12 protein-coding genes and 1 tRNA gene are annotated in these 18,012 nt (G+C 74.3%); 5 read left to right on the top strand and 8 right to left on the bottom strand.

The window, feature by feature from the left end; translation table 11 throughout:
* Window positions 1-6: 6 nt before the first annotated feature.
* Both HDA34_RS10840 and HDA34_RS10835 read right to left on the bottom strand, forming a co-directional pair.
* Window positions 7-786, bottom strand: a complete 780-nt coding sequence (locus tag HDA34_RS10840) for a PIG-L deacetylase family protein (RefSeq protein WP_036314367.1) — start codon at window positions 784-786, stop codon at window positions 7-9.
* The gene (locus HDA34_RS10835) at window positions 783-2,063 is read right to left on the bottom strand and encodes a S1C family serine protease (protein ID WP_051995236.1); all 1,281 of its coding nucleotides are present in this window, start codon (window positions 2,061-2,063) and stop codon (window positions 783-785) included. The genes HDA34_RS10840 and HDA34_RS10835 overlap by 4 nt, the downstream gene beginning before the upstream one ends.
* Window positions 2,064-2,317: 254 nt before the next feature.
* On the opposite strand from HDA34_RS10835, the gene HDA34_RS10830 reads away from it, so the two are divergent.
* From HDA34_RS10830 to HDA34_RS10820, 3 genes are all read left to right on the top strand, one after another.
* Window positions 2,318-4,456 (top strand): TPM domain-containing protein, encoded by a 2,139-nt coding sequence (locus HDA34_RS10830; RefSeq protein ID WP_073117099.1) that lies wholly within the window; start codon window positions 2,318-2,320, stop codon window positions 4,454-4,456.
* Between the two features lie 117 nt (window positions 4,457-4,573).
* On the top strand, window positions 4,574-5,392 hold the full coding sequence (locus HDA34_RS10825) for a PspA/IM30 family protein (protein ID WP_101967788.1): 819 nt from the start codon (window positions 4,574-4,576) through the stop codon (window positions 5,390-5,392).
* Window positions 5,393-5,570: 178 nt separating this feature from the next.
* On the top strand, window positions 5,571-6,971 hold the full coding sequence (locus tag HDA34_RS10820) for a sodium/glutamate symporter (protein ID WP_101967787.1): 1,401 nt from the start codon (window positions 5,571-5,573) through the stop codon (window positions 6,969-6,971).
* Window positions 6,972-7,102: 131 nt separating this feature from the next.
* Here HDA34_RS10820 and HDA34_RS10815 read toward each other — a convergent pair.
* The 3 genes from HDA34_RS10815 to HDA34_RS10805 form a co-directional block, all read right to left on the bottom strand.
* Window positions 7,103-7,176 (bottom strand) — tRNA-Met (locus HDA34_RS10815).
* A gap of 175 nt (window positions 7,177-7,351) precedes the next feature.
* Window positions 7,352-10,495 carry a UPF0182 family membrane protein gene (locus HDA34_RS10810; RefSeq protein ID WP_101967786.1) on the bottom strand — a complete coding sequence of 1,048 codons (3,144 nt, stop codon included), beginning with the start codon at window positions 10,493-10,495 and terminating at the stop codon, window positions 7,352-7,354.
* Between the two features lie 110 nt (window positions 10,496-10,605).
* Window positions 10,606-11,676, bottom strand: coding sequence for a YlbL family protein (locus tag HDA34_RS10805; RefSeq protein WP_233437066.1), 1,071 nt, complete (start codon window positions 11,674-11,676; stop codon window positions 10,606-10,608).
* Between the two features lie 196 nt (window positions 11,677-11,872).
* Between HDA34_RS10805 and HDA34_RS10800 the strand changes: the two genes are divergently transcribed.
* Window positions 11,873-13,273: a zinc-dependent metalloprotease gene (locus HDA34_RS10800; protein WP_041105129.1), complete on the top strand. Its 1,401-nt coding sequence runs from the start codon at window positions 11,873-11,875 to the stop codon at window positions 13,271-13,273.
* 64 nt (window positions 13,274-13,337) lie between these two features.
* Here HDA34_RS10800 and HDA34_RS10795 read toward each other — a convergent pair whose 3' ends face one another.
* Window positions 13,338-14,009: a M48 metallopeptidase family protein gene (locus HDA34_RS10795; RefSeq protein WP_041105127.1), complete on the bottom strand. Its 672-nt coding sequence runs from the start codon at window positions 14,007-14,009 to the stop codon at window positions 13,338-13,340.
* A 97-nt stretch (window positions 14,010-14,106) separates the two neighbouring features.
* Here HDA34_RS10795 and HDA34_RS10790 point away from each other — a divergent pair, with 97 nt between their 5' ends.
* The gene (locus tag HDA34_RS10790; protein ID WP_134377029.1) at window positions 14,107-14,835 is read left to right on the top strand and encodes a ThiF family adenylyltransferase; all 729 of its coding nucleotides are present in this window, start codon (window positions 14,107-14,109) and stop codon (window positions 14,833-14,835) included.
* A gap of 42 nt (window positions 14,836-14,877) precedes the next feature.
* Here HDA34_RS10790 and HDA34_RS10785 read toward each other — a convergent pair whose 3' ends face one another.
* The gene (locus HDA34_RS10785) at window positions 14,878-17,007 is read right to left on the bottom strand and encodes an ATP-dependent DNA helicase UvrD2 (RefSeq protein WP_041105123.1); all 2,130 of its coding nucleotides are present in this window, start codon (window positions 17,005-17,007) and stop codon (window positions 14,878-14,880) included.
* 15 nt (window positions 17,008-17,022) lie between these two features.
* The gene (gene nudC, locus HDA34_RS10780) at window positions 17,023-18,012 is read right to left on the bottom strand and encodes an NAD(+) diphosphatase (protein ID WP_036314348.1); all 990 of its coding nucleotides are present in this window, start codon (window positions 18,010-18,012) and stop codon (window positions 17,023-17,025) included.

Below are 18,012 nucleotides of genomic sequence, written 5' to 3'. Positions count from 1 at the left end.
GGCGGTTCAGAACCCGGCGATGGTGCTCGGACCGTTGACCGTGACCAGGTGGAACGCCTCGGCGTGACCCGGCGCGGCGGCCGGGCCGGCGGCGCGCCGGTGATGTTCGGCCATCTGGGCGAGCACGTGCCGCCGCATCGCGTCGACGTCCGGGTGCTGGGAGAGGTGGGCGTCGAGGGCGCGCAGCTTCTGCTCCGCCAGGCCCGTGACGTCCACGACCGTGTTCCGGCGCGCGGCGGGGGCGGCGTACAGCAGCAGGTTCCGGACCTTGAACGCCTCGAGCCCCTCCGCCGCGAGCTCCGGGTACGCGTACGGGTTCTCGGCCGCCGGGTACGCGGCGCGCACCACGGCCTCGCCGCAGGCGAGGTGGTCCGGGTGGGCGGCCTGCATCCGCTCCCAGTCCCGCTCCGGGTGGGTGCTGAGCACCACGTCCGGGCGGACGCGGCGCATCAGCGCCACGAGCTTGCGGCGCACGCCGTGGTCCGGCTCGAGGTGTCCGTCGCGCTCGCCGAGGAAGTGGACCTCGGCGGCACCGACGACGGCGGCGGCCGCGCGCTGTTCGGCGTGCCGGCGGGCGGTCATCGCCTCCGGGCCCTCCGAGTCGAAGCCGCCGGCGTCCCCGTCCGTCACGATGCACAGCTCGATGTGCAGCCCGGCCGCGCGGAAGCCGGCCAGGGTGGCGGCGGCCCCGAAGTCGAGGTCGTCCGGGTGGGCGCCGACGGCCAGGACCCGGCGCCAGCCGTGGTGGGCCGCGAGCGCGGCGGGGGTGGTGAGCGTGGTGGTCACGAGCGGGTGTCCTCCGTGAACGTCACCTCGGTCGTCTGCTCCGCGCCGTCGCGGAGGTAGGTGACGTCCACCGAGTCTCCCACGCGGTGCTCGCGGACGACGGCGGTGAGGGACTCGGAGTCGATCACCGCGCGGTCGCCGACGGCGGTGATCACGTCGCCCTCCTTCAGCCCGGCCGCGTCGGCCGCCGACTCTCCCACGACCTGCTGGACGCGGGCGCCGTCGCTGAACACGGTCCGGGCGTTCTCGCTGCCGCCCTGCACCTCGGCGGGCTCCGGGGTGACGCTCACGCCGAGCATGGCATGCGTGGCCTTGCCGTGGTCGATCAGGTCCTGTGCGACCCGCTGGGCGTAGTCCACGGGGATGGCGAATCCGACCCCGATGTTGCCCGCCTCGCTCGGGTCCTGGCCGGCCGAGGCGATCGCGACGTTCACGCCCACCAGGCGACCCTCGGCGTCGACGAGCGCGCCTCCGGAGTTGCCGGGGTTGATGGCCGCGTCGGTCTGCAGCACGTTGATGTACACCTCGCCCCGGGTGCCCTGCGGGGTGCCCGGCAGCTGGAAACGGTACTGATCGGTGCCGGAGGACGAGCCGGAGCTCTCGCCCTGCGGCTCGGGCGCCTCGGAGGACGCCACCGCGATGGTCCGGTCCAGGGTGGAGATGATCCCGTCGGTCACGGTGTTCGGCAGGCCCAGGGGGGCGCCGATGGCGACGGCCTCGTCCCCGACCTTCAAATCCCCGGACCGGCCGATCTGGATGGGGGTGAGGTCCGGGGCGTCGATCTTGATGACGGCCAGGTCGGACAGCGGGTCGGTGCCCACGACGGTGGCAGCGTAGACCTCCCCGTCCGAGGTGCGCACCGTCAGCTCGGCGTCGTTGGCCTGGCCGCCGAGGGTGACCACGTGGGTGTTCGTGAGGATGTGCCCCTCCGTGTCCAGGATCGACCCGGAACCGGAACCGGAGGCGGAGCTCGACGTCGCGGAGATGGTCACCACGGAGGGCAGCGCGGTCCTCGCGGCGTTCCCGACGGCGGTGTCCGCCACGGGCTGTCCCCCGGCCTCGGCCGAGGTGTCCGTCGCCTGCGAGGAGGAGGAGCTCGCGGCCTCGGACGCGGCCTCGCCGCCGTCCTCCGCGACCGCGCAACCGGAGAGCCCCACCATGAGCACGGCTGCGGCGAGCAGGCCCGCCCCGGCACGGGCGCGGGACTGGGGCCGGGGACGCGCGACGGTGCGGGCCGTCGGCACGGGGGGCTGGGTGGGGGCGGCGGTCTGGTCCACGGGGTCCTCGCTTCGGGTCGGGCCCCGGGCGGTCGACACAGACGCCCGTCGTCTTGCGGACGCGCGCCCCGGGGCACGTCCACGCTAGCGTGCATGACTGAACGCCGCCTAGAGGCCGAACATCCGCTCCTCCCACGGTCCCGGCCGCGCCGGATCTCTGGTGTCCGCTTCCCACGCCGCCTTACACTCAACCCCAGGATCCGGCGGGTCCGCCCGGTGCGGCGGCTCGCCTCCGTCGTCGAAGGAGACCCCGCATGACCGTGCCCGCCCGCCCCGCCGACGTCGGCCGTCTGGCGCGCGCCGTGACCGCCGCGGGTCTGGGAGGCCTGGGCCTCCTGGTGGCGGCACCCGCCGCGCACGCCGTGACGGTGCCGCCGGGCGTGTACGTGGTGGACGAGGCCGGGGTGCTCTCGACCTCCGATGAGCAGCGGCTGACCCAGGAGATCCAGGACCTGCGCCGGGACACCGGGCAGGGGCTGTACGTCGTCTACGTGGATGAGTTCAGCACGGACGCCCAGACGCTGGCCCAGGACGTGGCGCGCCAGCGCGGGCTCGGAACGAACGACTCGGTCCTGGCGATCGCGGTCGAGGACCGCGCCTATGGGCTGGACAGCGGCGGGGACGCGAACCTGCAGAACCAGGTGACGCGCACCTACGTGGGTCCGGAGCTGTCCAGGATCGGCACGGACCCCGGCTCGGCGGACTGGCTCGCGGCGGGCACCGCTGCGGTGCAGGGGCTCGACGACGCCGCCGACGGCACGCTCGACGGCAGGGGGGCCAGCGGGGCCGAGTACGATCCGGCCGGTGCCCTGCCGGCCGGCACCACCGGCGGCGGGAGCACGGCCCAGGGCGCCTCCGGCGGCGGGGCCCTGACGGCGGTGCTCGGCGCGGGCGCGGTGGCCGCGGCCGTGGGCGGCGGCGTGCTCGTGGCCCGCAGCCGGAAGCGCACGCAGGGCGGCGCGGTCGAACGGGGCCGCACGGAGGAGGTCCGCCGCGACCCCCTCGACGAGCTCAGCGTGGAGCAGCTGCGCACTCAGGCGGGCTCCAAGCTCGTGGCGGCGGACGACGCCATCCGTTCCTCGGAGCAGGAGCTGGGCTTCGCTGAGGCGTCCTACGGGGAGAAGTCCGTGGCGACGTTCCGCGAGGACATCGACCAGGCCAAGGAGCACATGCGGGCCTCGTTCCAGCTTCAGCACCAGCTCGACGACGAGATCCCGGACACCGAGGCCGAGCAGCGCGCCTGGCTCAAGGAGATCATCCAGCGCAGCGAGGCCGTGGGCGCGGCCCTCGCGGCGCACAAGGAGGAGTTCGACTCCCTGCGCGACCTCGAGAACCAGGTGCCCGAGGCCCTCGAGCGCGTCGATGCCCGCCTGCCCGAGGCGCGGTCCCGGGTGCAGGAGTCCGAGTCGGCGATCGCCGCGCTGCACGGCCAGTACGCGGAGTCCGCCCTCGCCGAGGTCGCGGACAACGCGGCGCAGGCCCGGGAGCGGCTGGAGTTCGTGGAGACCGCCGTCGCGAAGTCGCGGAGCGCGTGGGACGCCCAGGACCGCTCCACGGCGGCGCTGGCCGTGCGTGCCGCCGAGGAGGCGCTCAGCCAGGTGGACACGCTCACGGAGGCCGTGGGCAAGGCCGAGGGGTCGTTGCGGGCCATGCTGGGCAACCTGCAGACGGGCCTCGCCCAGTCCGAGCAGGACGTGGCCGAGGCCGAGGCGCTCGTGGCCAACGGGTCGAACCCCGAGCTGGCCGGCCCGGTGGCGGGGATGAAGACCGCCGTGAACGCGGTGCGCCAGTCCCTCGCGGCCGGCCGCCCGGACCCCCTGGAGCTGCTGCACCAGCTCGAGGCCGCGCACCGCCAGCTCAACACCCCGCTGGCCGGCGTCCGCGACGCTCGTGAGCAGGCCCGCCAGGCCTCCCAGGTGCTCACCTCCACGATCGCCCAGGCCCAGGCGCAGATCGACGGCACGGCCGACTTCATCGGCGCCCGACGCGGTGCGGTGGGCTCGGAGGCCCGGACCCGGCTCGCGGAGGCCGACCACACGCTGCGTTCGGCGATCGGCCTCGGCCGCACCGACCCCGTGGCCGCCCTCCAGCAGGCGCAGCGCGCCTCCCAGCTGGCCGAGCGCGCGAGCGAGCTGGCCCGTGCGGACGTCGAGGGCTTCGGCTACGGCCCCGGCATGGGCGGCATGTACGGCGCACGCCCGCGCGCCGGAGTGGGCGGCAGCTTCGGCGGCGGCCTCGGCGGCGCGCTGCTCGGCGGCATCCTGATGAACTCGATCCTGAACAGCGGCCACGGCGACAGCTGGGGCGGCGGCGGCTTCGGCGGGTTCGACGGCGGAGGCCTCGGCGGCGGCGACTTCGGCGGGTTCGGCGACATCTCCGGCGGCGGCTTCTGATCGCCGCCCCCATGAACTCCGGCGCCTCGGGCGTCGGCCCGGCCCGCACGCGCGGGACGGGGTGGACGCAGGCCGACGGTCTGCGCTGACGTGAAAGACCGACGAAAGGCAGACACCATGGTCAAGCAGTCCATCTTCGGCCGCATCAGCACGCTGGCGAAGGCCAACATCAACGCGATGCTGGACAAGGCCGAGGACCCCCAGAAGATGCTGGACCAGATGGTCCGCGACTACACGAACAACATCGCGGAGGCCGAGGCCGCCGTCGCCCAGACCATCGGCAACCTGCGGATGATCGAGGACGACTACCGCGAGGACCAGGACGCGTCCCGCAGCTGGGGCCAGAAGGCGCTGGCCGCCTCCCAGAAGGCCGACGACTTCCGCGCCAAGGGCGACACCGCCTCGGCGGACAAGTTCGACAACCTCGCCAAGGTGGCCATCGAGCGCCAGATGGACTTCGAGCGCCAGGCGAAGTCCGCGGAGCCGACCATCGCCTCGCAGCGCGAGATCGTGGAGCGCCTGAAGACCGGTCTGGATCAGATGAAGGTCAAGCGTCAGCAGCTGGTCGCCAAGCGTGACGAGCTGACCGCCCGCGCCAAGTCCGCCCATGCCCAGTCCGCGGTGGCCGACGCCGTGAAGTCGATCGACCTGCTGGACCCGACCTCCGAGGTCTCCCGCTTCGAGGAGAAGGTCCGTCGCGAGGAGGCCCGCGTGCGCGGCCAGCAGGAGATCGCCGCCTCCTCCCTCGACGCCCAGTTCGAGTCCCTCGAGGACCTCGGCGAGAAGACCGAGGTGGAGGCCCGCCTCGCCGCCCTCAAGGCCGGCGGCGCCGGCCAGGCCGCCCTCACCTCGGGCGACGCCGACGCCGATGAGACCCTGACCCTCGACTACGCGGCCGAGGGGACCGCCGAGGAGACCGGCACCGCGCGCGGCTGACCCCGCCCCACCCCACGGCCCGTCGCCCGGCCCACGCCGGCGCGGCGGGCCGTCCTCGTGTGCCCCGGCCCGGGACTCCCCCGGCCGCGCCCCGGTCCCCGCGCTCCTCTGGTACTGTCCCGGGGTCCCTCGGCACGCTCCGTGGGACACCCCCGTCCCCGCACAGAGGAAGAACCCCATGCAAGAGCAGTTCACGGCCTGGTCCGTGCTGGTCGACGCCGGCCTCATCGGCGCTCTCCTGGCCGTGGGCACGCTGGCCCGTGCCGTCATCACGCCCCTCCAGACCCTGATGATCCCGGCCTCCGTCATCGCCGGCATCCTGGGCCTGGCCCTCGGCCCGAACGGCCTGGGCTGGCTGCCGTTCAGCTCCCAGCTGGGCACGTACGGCTCGATCCTGATCGTCATCGTGTTCGTGTGCATCGCGCTCACCGACGACTTCGACATCCGCAAGATCGGCCGCCCCGTGGGCGCGTTCGCCTCGTACGGCGTACTGATCTACGCGTCGCAGGTGGCCATCGGCGCCCTCGTCACGCTGGTCGTCCTGCAGCCGCTGTTCGACGCGCCCGACTCGTTCGCCGCCCTGCTGTTCGCCGGCTGGGCGGGCGGCTTCGGCTCCGCGGCCGCCGTGGGCCAGGCGTACGCGGCCAACGGTGATGCGACCGTCACCTCGCTGGCCTACACCTCCGCCACGGTCGGCATGATCGTCGGCGTGGTGGGCGGCATCATCCAGGCCAAGATCGGCGCGCAGCGCGGCCACGCGCAGGAGTTCGCGGGCCTGACCTCCATCCCGGAAGAGCTGCGCACCGGGGTGCTGAACCAGGTCGAGGAACGCCCGGTCATCGGCCGGCACACCTTCTCGGCGGCCTCGGTGGAGTCGCTGGCCTTCCAGATCGGCGTCGTCGCGATGATCGCGGCGGCCGCGCACGGCGTCGTCTCCTGGATCACGGCCGCGTGGCCGAGCGTCGTGGGTGAGGACGGTCCTCAGCTGATCATCCCCGCGTTCGCGATCGCGTTCCTCCTCGGCCTGATCGCCCGCGTCCTGTTCCAGGCCACGAAGACGGCGAAGTTCCTCGACCCGGGCTCGCTGAACTCCGTGTCCGGCACCGCCACGGACATCCTCATCGTCTGCGGCATCGCCGCGATCGCCCCGACCGTGGTCGTGGACTACTGGCAGCCGCTGCTGCTGCTGTTCGTGATCGGCCTCGCGCTGGCCCTGTTCCTGGGGACCGTCGTGGCGCCGCGCGTCATGACCGACGCGTGGTTCGAGAAGCAGCTGTTCACGTGGGGCTGGGCCACCGGCGCCGTCGCCACGGGCGTGGCCATGCTGCGCATCGTGGACCCGAAGCTGAAGTCCGGGACCATGGAGCAGTTCGGGGTGGCATACATCCCGGTGGTGCCCGTGGAGATCGCGGCGGTGTCCTTCGTGCCGCTGCTGCTCATCGCGGGCCTGTCCTGGGCCGTCGTCGGCATCTGGGGCGCCATCGCGATCACCGCGATCATCGCCGCCGTCTGGCTGCGCCGCACCGATCCGGGCCGCCGCACGCCGGCCCAGCAGGCGGTCCGGGCCTCGAGCCGCTGACGCTCTCGCTCCCCCGTTGATCGCCCGAGGGCGGTCGGCTCGCCCGCCGGCACCGTGCCGGCGGGCCGGGGCGACCGGACCCGGACATGCGAGAAGGCCCCCAGCAGATGCTGGGGGCCTTCTCCTTCTCGTTGCGGGGGCAGGATTTGAACCTGCGACCTCCGGGTTATGAGCCCGGCGAGCTACCGAACTGCTCCACCCCGCGGCGACTTCTAGAACTATACACACCTGTTCCGTCGAGTTCAAATCGGCGCCAGCACCCCGCCATCCGGCGGCCATGCGGCGGCCACCTGCCCCGAGACGACAGCGGCCCCGACCACGCGCGGTGCGTGGCCGGGGCCGCCGTCGAGGGTCCGGCGGGCCCGGCCCGCCGACGCCCGTCAGCCGCTCGGCGTCGGGCTGGGGCTCGACGACGGCGGGGGGCTCGCCTCGGCCGGGGCCTGGTCCTGGGCAGGCGCGTCGCCGCCCAGGGCGTCGTCGGCGGCGGTGGCACGCTTCAGGGCCTCGTTGAGACGCTTCTGCTGCTCGCCGTAGCCGGCCCAGTCGCCCTCGGCCAGACGCTCCTGGCCCTGGACCAGGGCGTCCTGAGCCTCCTCGAGGGCCGCCGAGAGCTCCTCCTCGACCGTGCCCGGAGCCGTCGGCTTCTCGCCCGGCGCGGGCGCCTCCGCCTGCTTCTCCTCCGGGGTGACCGCGCCCGAGTCGCCGTCGAACACCTGGTCCAGGGCCTCCTGGAGGGTGTCCGCGAAGCCGACCTTGTCGCCGAAGGAGACGAGCACCTTGCGCAGCGTCGGGTAGGTGGTGCCGCCCGAGGAGCGGACGTACACCGGCTGGACGTAGAGGATGCCGCCGGCCACCGGCAGGGTGATCATGTTGCCGTTGAGCACCTCGGACGCGCCCTGGCGCAGCAGGTTCAGCTCCCGCGAGACGTCCGCGTTCGAGTCGAAGTTCGCCTGCGCCTGGCCAGGGCCGGGCACCGTGGTGGACCGCGGCAGCTCGAGCAGTCGGAGCTTCCCGTAGCCCTCGGCCTTCACGCCGTCCTCCCCCGAGCCGGCGTCGCCGGTGGCGGAGAGGAAGCCGTAGAGCACGTTGCGCTGCTGGGCGCCGTCCGTGATCTGCGGGATGTAGCTGCTGGTGAGGGAGAACGCCGGCTCGTCCTGGCCGGGCATCTGCAGCGTCATGTAGTACGGCGGCTGCTTGACGTCCTCCTCGCGCGTGGGGTCCGAGGGCACGGACCACGCGTCGTTGTTCTCGTAGAAGTCGTCCGCATCGGTCACGTGGTAGCGGCCGAGCAGCTCGCGCTGGACCTTGAACATGTCCTCCGGGTAGCGGACGTGGTCCATGAGTCCGGCGCTCATCTCCGAGTACGGGCGCAGCGAGGACGGGTAGACGTTCTGCCAGGCCCGCAGCAGCGGATCCTGGTCGTCCCACGCGTAGAGGGACACCGAGCCGTCGTACGCGTCCACCGTCGCCTTCACCGAGTTGCGGATGTAGTTCACCCGGCCCTGCAGCGCCGGGTTCTGGCCCTGGCTCAGGGAGTCCACCGTGACCTCGCCCAGCTGCTGGGCGGTGGAGTACGGGAACTGGTCCGAGGTCGTGTAGGCGTCCACGATCCACTGCACGCGGCCGTCGACGATCGCCGGGTAGGGGGCGGTGTCCACCGTCAGGTAGGGCGCGACCTTGCGGACGCGCTCGGCCGGGTCGCGGTCGTAGAGGATCTGCGAGGCCTCGTTCACGTCCGAGGACAGCACCAGCTCGGGCGAGCCGAACTTCACGGCGTATGCGAGCCGGTTGAACAGGTTGCCCACCGAGGGGCCGCCGTCGCCGGAGAAGGTGTACGCCGTGTCCTCCTGGGAGTCGGCCGTCTGCGGCCGGTCGCGTTCGACGGCCGGCGCGCCCTCGGGCGCACCCACCACCGAGTACGAGGGCGAGTTGTGCCCGAAGTAGATGCGCGGCTCGTAGTCCTGGTCGGAGGCCAGCGGCCCGCGCGTCGGGATCTCGGAGAGCAGCCACTGGGGCCGGCCGCCGGCCGCGACCTCGGAGGCGTCGGCCACGACCATGCCGTAGCCGTGCGTGTAGATGGTGTGGCGGTTCACCCACGACTGGGAGTCGTCCACGTTGACGTCACGGGCCGCCAGGATGGTGTCCCGCGTCTGGCCGTCCACCTCGTAGCGGTCCACGTGCAGGGTGGTGGGGAACGCGTAGTACGGACGGAACTGCTGGAGCTGCCCGAAGGTCTGGGAGATCAGGTTCGGGTCCATGAGACGGACGTTGGCCGTGTTGGCCTCCTCGCCCGCCAGGGCCCCGGCCTCGGTGTCCGTGGCGCCCTCATAGTTCGTCACCTCGACGTCGTCCAGGCCGTACGCCTCGCGCGTCATGGCGATGTTCCGCTCGATGTACTGGGACTCGAGCGTGCGCTCGGACGGCTTCACCTGGTACTCCTGCACGATGAAGGGGTACGCCGTGCCCACCACGAGCGCCGTGATGACCAGGACCGCGGTGCCGATCAGCGACAGCCGCCACCGGCCCGAGACCACCGTCCACACGAACAGGCCGGCCACGATCACGGCCGTGACCGCCAGGATCGCCGACGTCGGGATGACCGCGTTCACGTCCGTGTAGAGCGCGCCGGCCCAGTTGCCGGTCTGCGACTGCGTGGTGCGGTAGCGGTTGAGCCAGAAGTTGACGCCCTGCAGCAGCAGGAACACGGCCAGGGTGATGCCGATGTGGGCGCGCGCCGCCGGGGTGATCCGCACGCCGCCGCCCTCCTCCACGCGCACCGCGCCGTACAGGTAGTGCACCAGAAGACCGGTGATGCCGGAGACCAGGACCACCGAGATCAGGTACCCGACCACGAGCGTCAGGAACGGCAGGGTGGCCATGAAGAACATGAGGTCCAGGCCGAACTCCGGGTCCGCCTGGCCGTAAGGCACCTGGTTCAGGAACAGCAGGACCGTGTTCCACCCGTTCATCGCGGTGGAGCCGGCGAACACGCCGAGCACGAGCGGGACACCCAGGAACACCAGGCGCCGGATGGGTTCCAGCTGGCGCTGGGCCTGGCTGAGCGAGTCCCGCGCGGCCGCGGACGCGTCCGCGGGGCGGTGGCGCCAGGCCGTGCGGATCGCCAGCCACACGGCGAGGGCCATCCCGAGCCCGGCGATCAGGAACAGCGCGGCCTTGGCGACGACCTCGGTCCAGAAGACCTCGGTGAAGCCCAGCTGCGAGAACCACAGCACGTCCGTGTAGACGTTCGTGAACACCACGAACAGCCCCGCGAGCACGGCCACCGCGATGATGGTCAGCACGAGCGCGCTCGGCCGGCCCGGCCGGCCCCTGCCGCGCGCGGCGGAGGACCCGCCCCCGCCGAACGGGCCACCAGGACCGCGGTCGCCGTCGTCGCCCGGGCCGCGCGGGGCGCCGCCGAAGGGGCCGAACGCCCCGAACGGGCCGGACTGTCCCCCGGCGGTCCCGCCGCCGTCACGGGGCGGGCCGCCGAACGGTCCGCCGCCTCCCTGTCCGAAGCTCACTGCTCTGTCCTCTTCCCTCCCGCGTCCGCGGGGCTCTGCTCCGGTCCGGGGCGCTGCGCCCCGGACATGTCGTCCGGTCTGGTGGTCTGGTGGTCCTGGTGTGCGTCGGCTCAGCCGCACGTCCGGGCGGCGGCCGGGCTCTCCCCCCGGGCCACCGCCTCGACGATGTCGCGGGCCTGGCCCAGCGTGTCCACGGGGTACACCGTCAGACCCTCGGGCACACGGCCGGCCAGCTCCTCGCAGTTCGCCGTGGGGGCGAGGAACGTCGTGGCCCCCGCCTCGGCGGCGCCGCGCACCTTCTGCGGGATCCCGCCGATGGGGCCCACGACGCCGTCCCCCGTGATCGTGCCTGTTCCGGCGATCGGGGCGCCCCCCGTCATCGCCCCCGGGGTGAGCCGCTCGATCACGGTGAGCGCGAACATCAGACCCGCCGAGGGCCCGCCGATGTCCGGCACGGTCAGCTCGACGTCCACCGGGACGTCGTAGGCGGACTCGATCAGGGCCCCCATCTGCCACGGCTGGGGTGCGCCCTCGGGGGCGGCCGCCACGGGCACCTCGAGGTCCTGCTCCACGCCGTCCCGGCGGACCGTCAGCGTGACCGGGTCGGGCCCCGCGGCCCCGACGGCGGCGCGCACGGCCTCCAGGTCGGCCACGGGCCGTCCCTCGGCGGCGATCACCTCGTCCCCGGCCCGCAGGACGCCCTCGGCGGGCCCGCCGGGCACGAGCTGCTGCACGACGAGCCGCTGGGGCACCTCGCGTCCGAGCTCGTGCAGGGCCGCGGCGGTCGCGGTCTGCTGGGAGTCCGACATGGCCGCCGAATTGGCCTCGCCGACCTCGTCGGAGGTGACGCCGGTGGGATACATCAGCTCGCGCGGGGCCACGTCCACGGCGGGGTCCGTCAGGCCGCGGCCGAGATCGAGCAGGGAGGTGGTGCCGATGGGAGGACCCCCGACCATCACGGTGGTCATGTGCAGGGTCCCCTCACCCGGGTCCGCCTCGCCGCCCTCGACGCGCAGCACGGGTCGACCCTCGCGTTCGCCCAGCAGGTCCACGGCGGGGCCGGGGCCCTCGAGGATGTAGGGGGTGGGGGCCAGCAGTGCCAGCCCGGCGCTGCCCAGGGCGAGCCATCCGGAGAAGGGCACGCGGGCGGCGCGGGTGGTCCTCGAGGGCACTGCGCGCACGCGACACCGTCTTTCCTGGGGGTCCTGATCGGGCCGTCCTCGCCGCCGGGCACGGGCCGCGCGGCGACGGTCACACCAGTCTACGCGGGGCCGCGACCCCCGCCTGCCCCGCGCGACGCCGTGCGCCATGGGCGAACCGCGCCGCCGCGACGTCGGGAGGGCGGGCGCGTCGCGCCGACGCGGATACGCTGGAGACATGAGCAACGACGCGCGCACGCCCGGATCCGACGACGGCCGCGACCCCCTGGAGGAGATGCTGCGGCAGCTCTTCGGCGGCCAGGGCCCCGACCCGGACGAAGTCCGACGCGCCATGGAGGGCCTGGGCGGCCCCGGCGGGGTGCCCTTCGACCCGTCCCAGCTGAATCCGGCCATGATGCAGCAGGCCATGGCCCAGTTCCAGGCGATGATGAGCTCCGGCTCCGGCTCGGACGGCCCCGTGAACTGGTCTCTGGCGAAGCAGGCCGCCCGCCAGGCCGTGGCCGGCGAGGACCCGGCCGTCGGCTCGTTCGCGCGACGCGAGGTGGACGAGGCGCTGCGGCTGGCCGAGCTGTGGCTCGACGGCGTCACGCAGACCGAGCCCGTCGGCAGCGTCGGCGTGGCCTGGTCCCGTGCCGAGTGGGTGGAGGCGACCATGGACCAGTGGCGCCGGCTCACCGAGCCCGTGGCCATCTCGATGTCCCGTGCGATGTCCGCGGCCATCGAGCAGCAGCTGCCGGGTCAGCTCCCCGAGGGCATGGACGCCTCCCTGCTCGGCGGGCTGCAGCCCATGCTGAAGAACATGGGCGGCACGATGTTCGGCCTGCAGCTCGGGGGCGCCGTGGGCGCCCTGGGCAAGGAGGTGCTCTCGGGCACGGACATCGGCCTGCCCGTCGCCGGCCACCGTCTCGCCCTCGTCCCCGTGAACATCGAGGAGTTCGGCGACGGGCTCTCGGTGCCGGACGACCAGATCCGCATCTACCTGGCCCTGCGTGAGGCCGCACGCATGCGCCTGTTCCTGCACTCGCCGTGGCTCGAGCGGGACCTGTACGCCGCCGTCGAGCAGTACGCCGCGGGCATCCGCCTGGACACCGAGGGCATCGAGCGGGCCGCGCAGTCGGTGGACCCGATGGACCCCGGTTCCCTGCAGGCCGTGTTCGACGGGGCGTCCTTCATCGCCGCCCCGGACGCCACCCAGCAGGCCGCGCTGGACCAGCTGGAGCTGCTCGTCGCCCTCGTGGAGGGCTGGGTGGACGTGGTGGTCGCCGAGGCCGCGCGCCCGCTCGAGTCGGCGGCCGCCCTGCGCGAGACCATGAACCGCCGCCGCGCCTCGGGTGGCCCGGCCGAACAGGCCTTCGCCGCCCTCGTGGGCCTCGAGCTGCGCCCGCGCCGCCTGCGCGAGGCCGCCGCGTTCTGGGAGCACGTCACGGCCGAGCACGGCACGGAGTATCGCGAGGAGATCTGGCGCCATCCCGAGCGTCAGCCCACGGCGGAGGACCTCGAGGACCCCGCCGGGTACACCGGGCGCCGCTCCGCCGCGGACGCCAGCACCGAGTCCCTCGACGACGAGCTGCGCAAGCTCCTCGAGGGCGGCTTCGGCGACGCGCCGCGCGAGGGCTGAGCCCCTTTCGGCACGACGGCCGCGGGCGGCCCGGCACCTCGGGTGCGGGCCGCCCGCCGTCGTGTCAACCCGCGTCCTCGTCCTCCGCCCACCGGTCCGGCGCCGTGCGACCGCGGCCCTCGGCGAAGGTGACCCCGTCGAGGAAGGCCATCGCCTCGGCGTAGCGCGGGTACCGGTCCACGAGGCGTCGGAAGGCCGGGCCGTGTCCGGACTCCAGCAGGTGGGCCAGCTCGTGGACGAGCACCGCCGCCACCACCCAGTCCGGCATGCCGCGCAGCTGCGTCGAGAGCCGGATGGTGCCGCGCCCCGGCGTGCACGAGCCCCAGCGGCGGCGCTGCCGGGCCGACCACGTGACCGAGACCGGACGGGCCCGCCCGCCCAGGTGTGCCGCCGAGAGCCGTCCCGCCCAGGCCAGGAGCGCGTCGTCGGAGCGGGCGTCGGCGGGGCGGCCGTCCGGGTCGGCCGCGGGCTGCCCCGTCCCACCGCGTGCGCCCACCTTCGCGACCATCCGGCCGATCCACTCGCGCTCCTGCGCGGCCGAGAGACGGGCCGGGACGTTGACCTGCAGGCGGCCGTCGCGCCACGCCGCCGAGACGGTGCGGGTGCGGGCCGTGGAGCGCACGAGCCGCACGGGCGTGCCCTCCCAGTCCAGGTCGGTGCTCTCGCGGGCGGGACCGCGGTGGGCGGCCGGGACGGCACGCGGAGGGCGGCCGGGGGCGGGCGGGACAGGGCGCATCGGGCCATTCTCCGGCATGGGCCGCAGGCTGTGGACAATCCGGCGCGGTCCGGGGGCGCCCTGGCAGGGTGGGAGGCACCGAGCCGAGAGGAGAGCCGTGCGCACCGTCGCCGAGACCGTCACCACCGTCCCTCATGACACCGCCGCGTCAGCGCCGGAGCCGGGGGTGTGGGCCCCGCCGACCGACGTCCATGTGGCGGGCCTCGACGCGGTGGGCGCGGCGATCGCCCACGCCCTGGCGGGGGCCGGGGCGCTGCGCCTGGCCCTGTGGGATCCGCGGCCCGTCGACGCCGCGGACCTGGGGACCGGCCTGCTGCCCGGGGACCTCGGTCGGCCCCGGGCGGGTGCGCTCGCGCGCCGGCTGGGCGACGTGGCCCCCGGGCTGCGCCTCTACGCGCACCACGGCCCGGTGCCGGTGCTCGTGGGGCAGGCGACGGTGGCGGTGGGGTCCGTGCTCGACGCGGACCTGGCCGCGCAGGCCCTGGCCGCCGACCACCCGCTGCTGCCGGTCACGGTGGGACCGAAGGCGGTCACGGTCGGACCGTGGTGCGCCCCCGGGGTGCGCGGGTGCCCGCTGTGCCGATGGCCCGCGGATCCGACGGGCGTCCCCGATGCCCCGACGGCGCCCGGCCCGTCGGCGCACCGGGGACAGGTGGACGGGCTCGCGGCGCTGCGGGCCGCCGTGCTGACCGTGGACGCGCTGCGGGCCGGACCGGCCCCCGGCGTGCTGCGGGCCGATCGGGTGACGGGACGCACGCGCCGGGTGCGGGTCCGCCCCCGGCCCGGCTGTGCCTGCGACCCGGACGCGCTCGGCTGGGCGTTCTGAGGGGGTCGGCGCCGCCGGCGGAACGGAGCGCGGGTCCGCGGCTCAGGCCGCCGGGGTGCCGTGCAGCAGCTCGAGCAGCTCCGGTCCGTGCTTCTCCAGCTTGGACTTGCCGAGGCCGGGCACCTTCAGCAGCTCTGCCGGGGTCTTCGGCATGGCCTCGGCGATGGCCACGAGGGTGGCGTCCGTGAACACCACGAACGCGGGCATCCGCATCTCGGCGGCCGTGCGGGTGCGCCAGTCGCGCAGCTCCTCGAGCACCGCCTCGTCGTAGGTGGCGGGGCAGTCCAGGCAGCGGCCGACCTTGCGCTCGGCTCCCGTCTCGAGGGGCTTGCCGCACGTGCGGCACACGGCGACCTTCGCGCCCCGGCGCCGCGGCGCCGTCGGGCCCGCCGCGGAACCACGGGCCGGGGCGTGCTCGCGGGTGCCGCCGAGGGTCGGGTCGATGGCCCACAGGAACCGGGAGGGCCGCCGGGTGGAGCGCCCGCCCGTGCCCCGCGAGAGCGTCCACGTCAGCGACAGGTGCTGGCGGGCACGCGTGATGCCCACGTAGAGCAGGCGCCGTTCCTCGTCCACCTCGGCCTGGGTCTCCGCGAAGGAGATCGGCATGAGCCCCTCGGACAGGCCCACGAGGAACACCGCGTCCCACTCGAGGCCCTTGGCCGAGTGCAGCGAGGCCAGGGTGATGCCCTGCACCGTCGGCGCGTGCTGGTGCTGGGCACGCTCGTCGAGCTCGGCCACGAGCTCGGTCAACGTGAACTCGGCCCCGCGCGTCGTGGCGAGCTGGTCGGCGAGGTTGACGAGGGCGTGCAGGGACTCCCACCGTTCACGGGCCGCGCCGGAGGCCGCCGGCGGTTCGGCGGAGTAGCCGAGCGAGGAGAGCACGTCCCGCACCCGGTCCGTGACGTCGTCGCCCGTCAGGTCCTGGGCGGCGCGGGCGGCGGCCCGCAGCTGCAGGATGCCGTCGCGCACCTCGCGCCGGGAGAAGAACCGCTCGCCGCCGCGCAGCTGGTAGCCGATGCCCGCCGAGGACAGCGCCGTCTCGAAGGCCTGGGACTGGCCGTTGGTGCGGAACAGGACGGCGATCTCGGAGGCCGGCACGCCGTCGTCGATCAGCGCCGCGATCCGGTCTGCGACCCAGCCGGCCTCGGCCTCGTCGTCGGTGCACTCCGCGAACACGAGGTCGGGGCCGGCCGGCCGCTGGGAGACGAGCTCGAGGGGGTCGGGCCAGCGCGGCATCGTGCGGTCCCGCTCCCCCGCCTTGGTGCGGTCCGCCAGCAGGCGGTTGGCCGCCTCCACGATCTGCGGGCTGGACCGGTAGTCACGCACGAGACGGACCACCGTGGCCGCGGGATACCGCTCACGGAAGTCGGTGAGGAAGCGGGAGGTCGCGCCCGTGAACGAGTAGATCGTCTGAGAGGCGTCGCCGACGACGCACAGGTCGCCGCGGTCGCCGAGCCAGAGGTCGAGCAGGCGGTGCTGCAGCGGCGAGACGTCCTGGTACTCGTCCACCACGAACACGCGGTACTGGTCCCGGATCGTGGCCGCGATCTGCGGCTCGGTGGACAGGATCCCCACGAGGATCAGCAGCACGTCCTCGAAGTCGATCATGTTCCGGGCTGTCTTGGCCTCCTCGTAGCCGGTGTAGAGACGGGCGACGGTGGTGGCGGTCCAGCCGGCGGGCATCTCCCGCTCCTTCGCGGCCTCGGCGTAGCCCTCGGGGGCGTGCAGGGAGACCTTGGCCCATTCGATCTCGCCGGCGAGGTCGCGCAGGCCGGCCCGGTCCACGGTCATGCGCATGCGCTGGGCGACCTCCGTGAGCAGGCGCACCTTGTTCTCGATCAGCGAGGGCATGGGCCCGCCCACGGCCTGGGGCCAGAAGTACTGCAGCTGGCGCAGGGCCGCCGAGTGGAACGTGCGGGCCTGGACGCCGGCCACGCCGAGGTCGCGCAGGCGGGTGCGCATCTCCGCGGCGGCGCGCGCCGTGAAGGTCAGGGCGAGGGTGCGGTGCGGGTCGAAGACGCCGGAGGCCACGCCGTAGGCGATGCGGTGCGTGATGGCGCGGGTCTTGCCGGTGCCGGCGCCGGCCAGGATGCAGACGGGCCCGTGCAGGGCCGTGGCGGCCCGGCGCTGCTCCGGGTCGAGGCCGCGGAGGATCTCGTCGGGAGTGCTCATGCGGGACGAGTCCTCCTAGGTGATCAGGGTCTGCGCATCGGGCAGCATCCCACCGTACCAATCCTCGATGAGCGCCCGCGCGATGGACACGGCCCCGGGCAGGGTGACGTCGCCCTCGCGGGCCAGATGCGCGAGCTCCTTCCGCTCGAACCAGCGCACGGAGAGGATCTCCTCGCCGTCCGGAACCGGCTCGACGCCGGCCGGGGCCAGGGCGGTGAACCCGAGCATGAGCGAGCGCGGGAACGGCCACGGCTGGGAGCCGCGGTAGCGCGGGTGCGTCACCGTGATCCCGGACTCCTCCGCGATCTCCCGGACCACCGCGTGCTCCAGGGACTCCCCCGGCTCCACGAACCCGGCCAGGCAGGAGTACAGCCCCTCGGGCCACGCCGCGTTGCGGCCCAACAGGATCCGCCCGGCCGGGTCGATGACGGCCACGATCACCGCCGGGTCCGTGCGCGGGAACTGCTCCCGGGAGCAGTCGCGGCAGCGACGCACCCAGCCGGCCGCCTCGACGTCCGTGACGCCGCCGCAGAACGCGCAGAAGCGGTGGGTGGCGTGCCAGTTGGCGTTCGCGACGGCGGCCACGAACAGCCCGGTGTCCGCGTCGCTGAGGGCGGCGGCCGCATCGCGGAGGCCGACCCACACGGCGTCGGCGAGCGCGGCGGCCGCGTCCTCGGGCAGGGCCGCCGGCGGCTCGACGGCGACGGAGACCACCTCGCGCTCCCGCCCGTGCGGGCCCCGGTCCGCCGCGGTGCCGCGGCCCAGATACGCGGCCTCGGCCGGCACGGGACCGGAGGGCGCGGTGAAGACGAGCCGGCCGTCCGCGACGGGTGCGCGGCCGCCCTGCAGCCACAGGACCTCCGTCCCCTCGCGCGCCCAGGACGCCGCCAGGTGGCCCGGGTCGAGGCGGGCCACGGCACCGCGGTCCAGCTCCTCGCGGGCCAGCGGCAGGGCCAGGGGTGGTGCGGCGGTGGGGTCGGACGACGACGGGGGGCAGGAGGCCAT

Origin of the sequence: Micrococcus luteus (genome assembly GCF_014138885.1) — a bacterium.
GTDB lineage: Bacteria > Actinomycetota > Actinomycetes > Actinomycetales > Micrococcaceae > Micrococcus > Micrococcus luteus.
The sequence above is the reverse complement of the archived record's forward strand: the minus strand, read 5'-3'. Positions and strand labels throughout refer to the sequence as shown.

Excerpts from the sequence above, each read along its gene's own strand:
- HDA34_RS10825 (WP_101967788.1), top strand. The coding sequence starts at position 4,574 with ATGGTCAAGCAGTCCATCTTCGGCCGCATCAGCACGCTGGCGAAGGCC.
- nudC (WP_036314348.1), bottom strand. The coding sequence starts at position 18,012 with ATGGCCTCCTGCCCCCCGTCGTCGTCCGACCCCACCGCCGCACCACCC.
- HDA34_RS10785 (WP_041105123.1), bottom strand. The coding sequence starts at position 17,007 with ATGAGCACTCCCGACGAGATCCTCCGCGGCCTCGACCCGGAGCAGCGC.
- HDA34_RS10830 (WP_073117099.1), top strand. The coding sequence starts at position 2,318 with ATGACCGTGCCCGCCCGCCCCGCCGACGTCGGCCGTCTGGCGCGCGCC.
- HDA34_RS10795 (WP_041105127.1), bottom strand. The coding sequence starts at position 14,009 with ATGCGCCCTGTCCCGCCCGCCCCCGGCCGCCCTCCGCGTGCCGTCCCG.
- HDA34_RS10820 (WP_101967787.1), top strand. The coding sequence starts at position 5,571 with ATGCAAGAGCAGTTCACGGCCTGGTCCGTGCTGGTCGACGCCGGCCTC.
- HDA34_RS10800 (WP_041105129.1), top strand. The coding sequence starts at position 11,873 with ATGAGCAACGACGCGCGCACGCCCGGATCCGACGACGGCCGCGACCCC.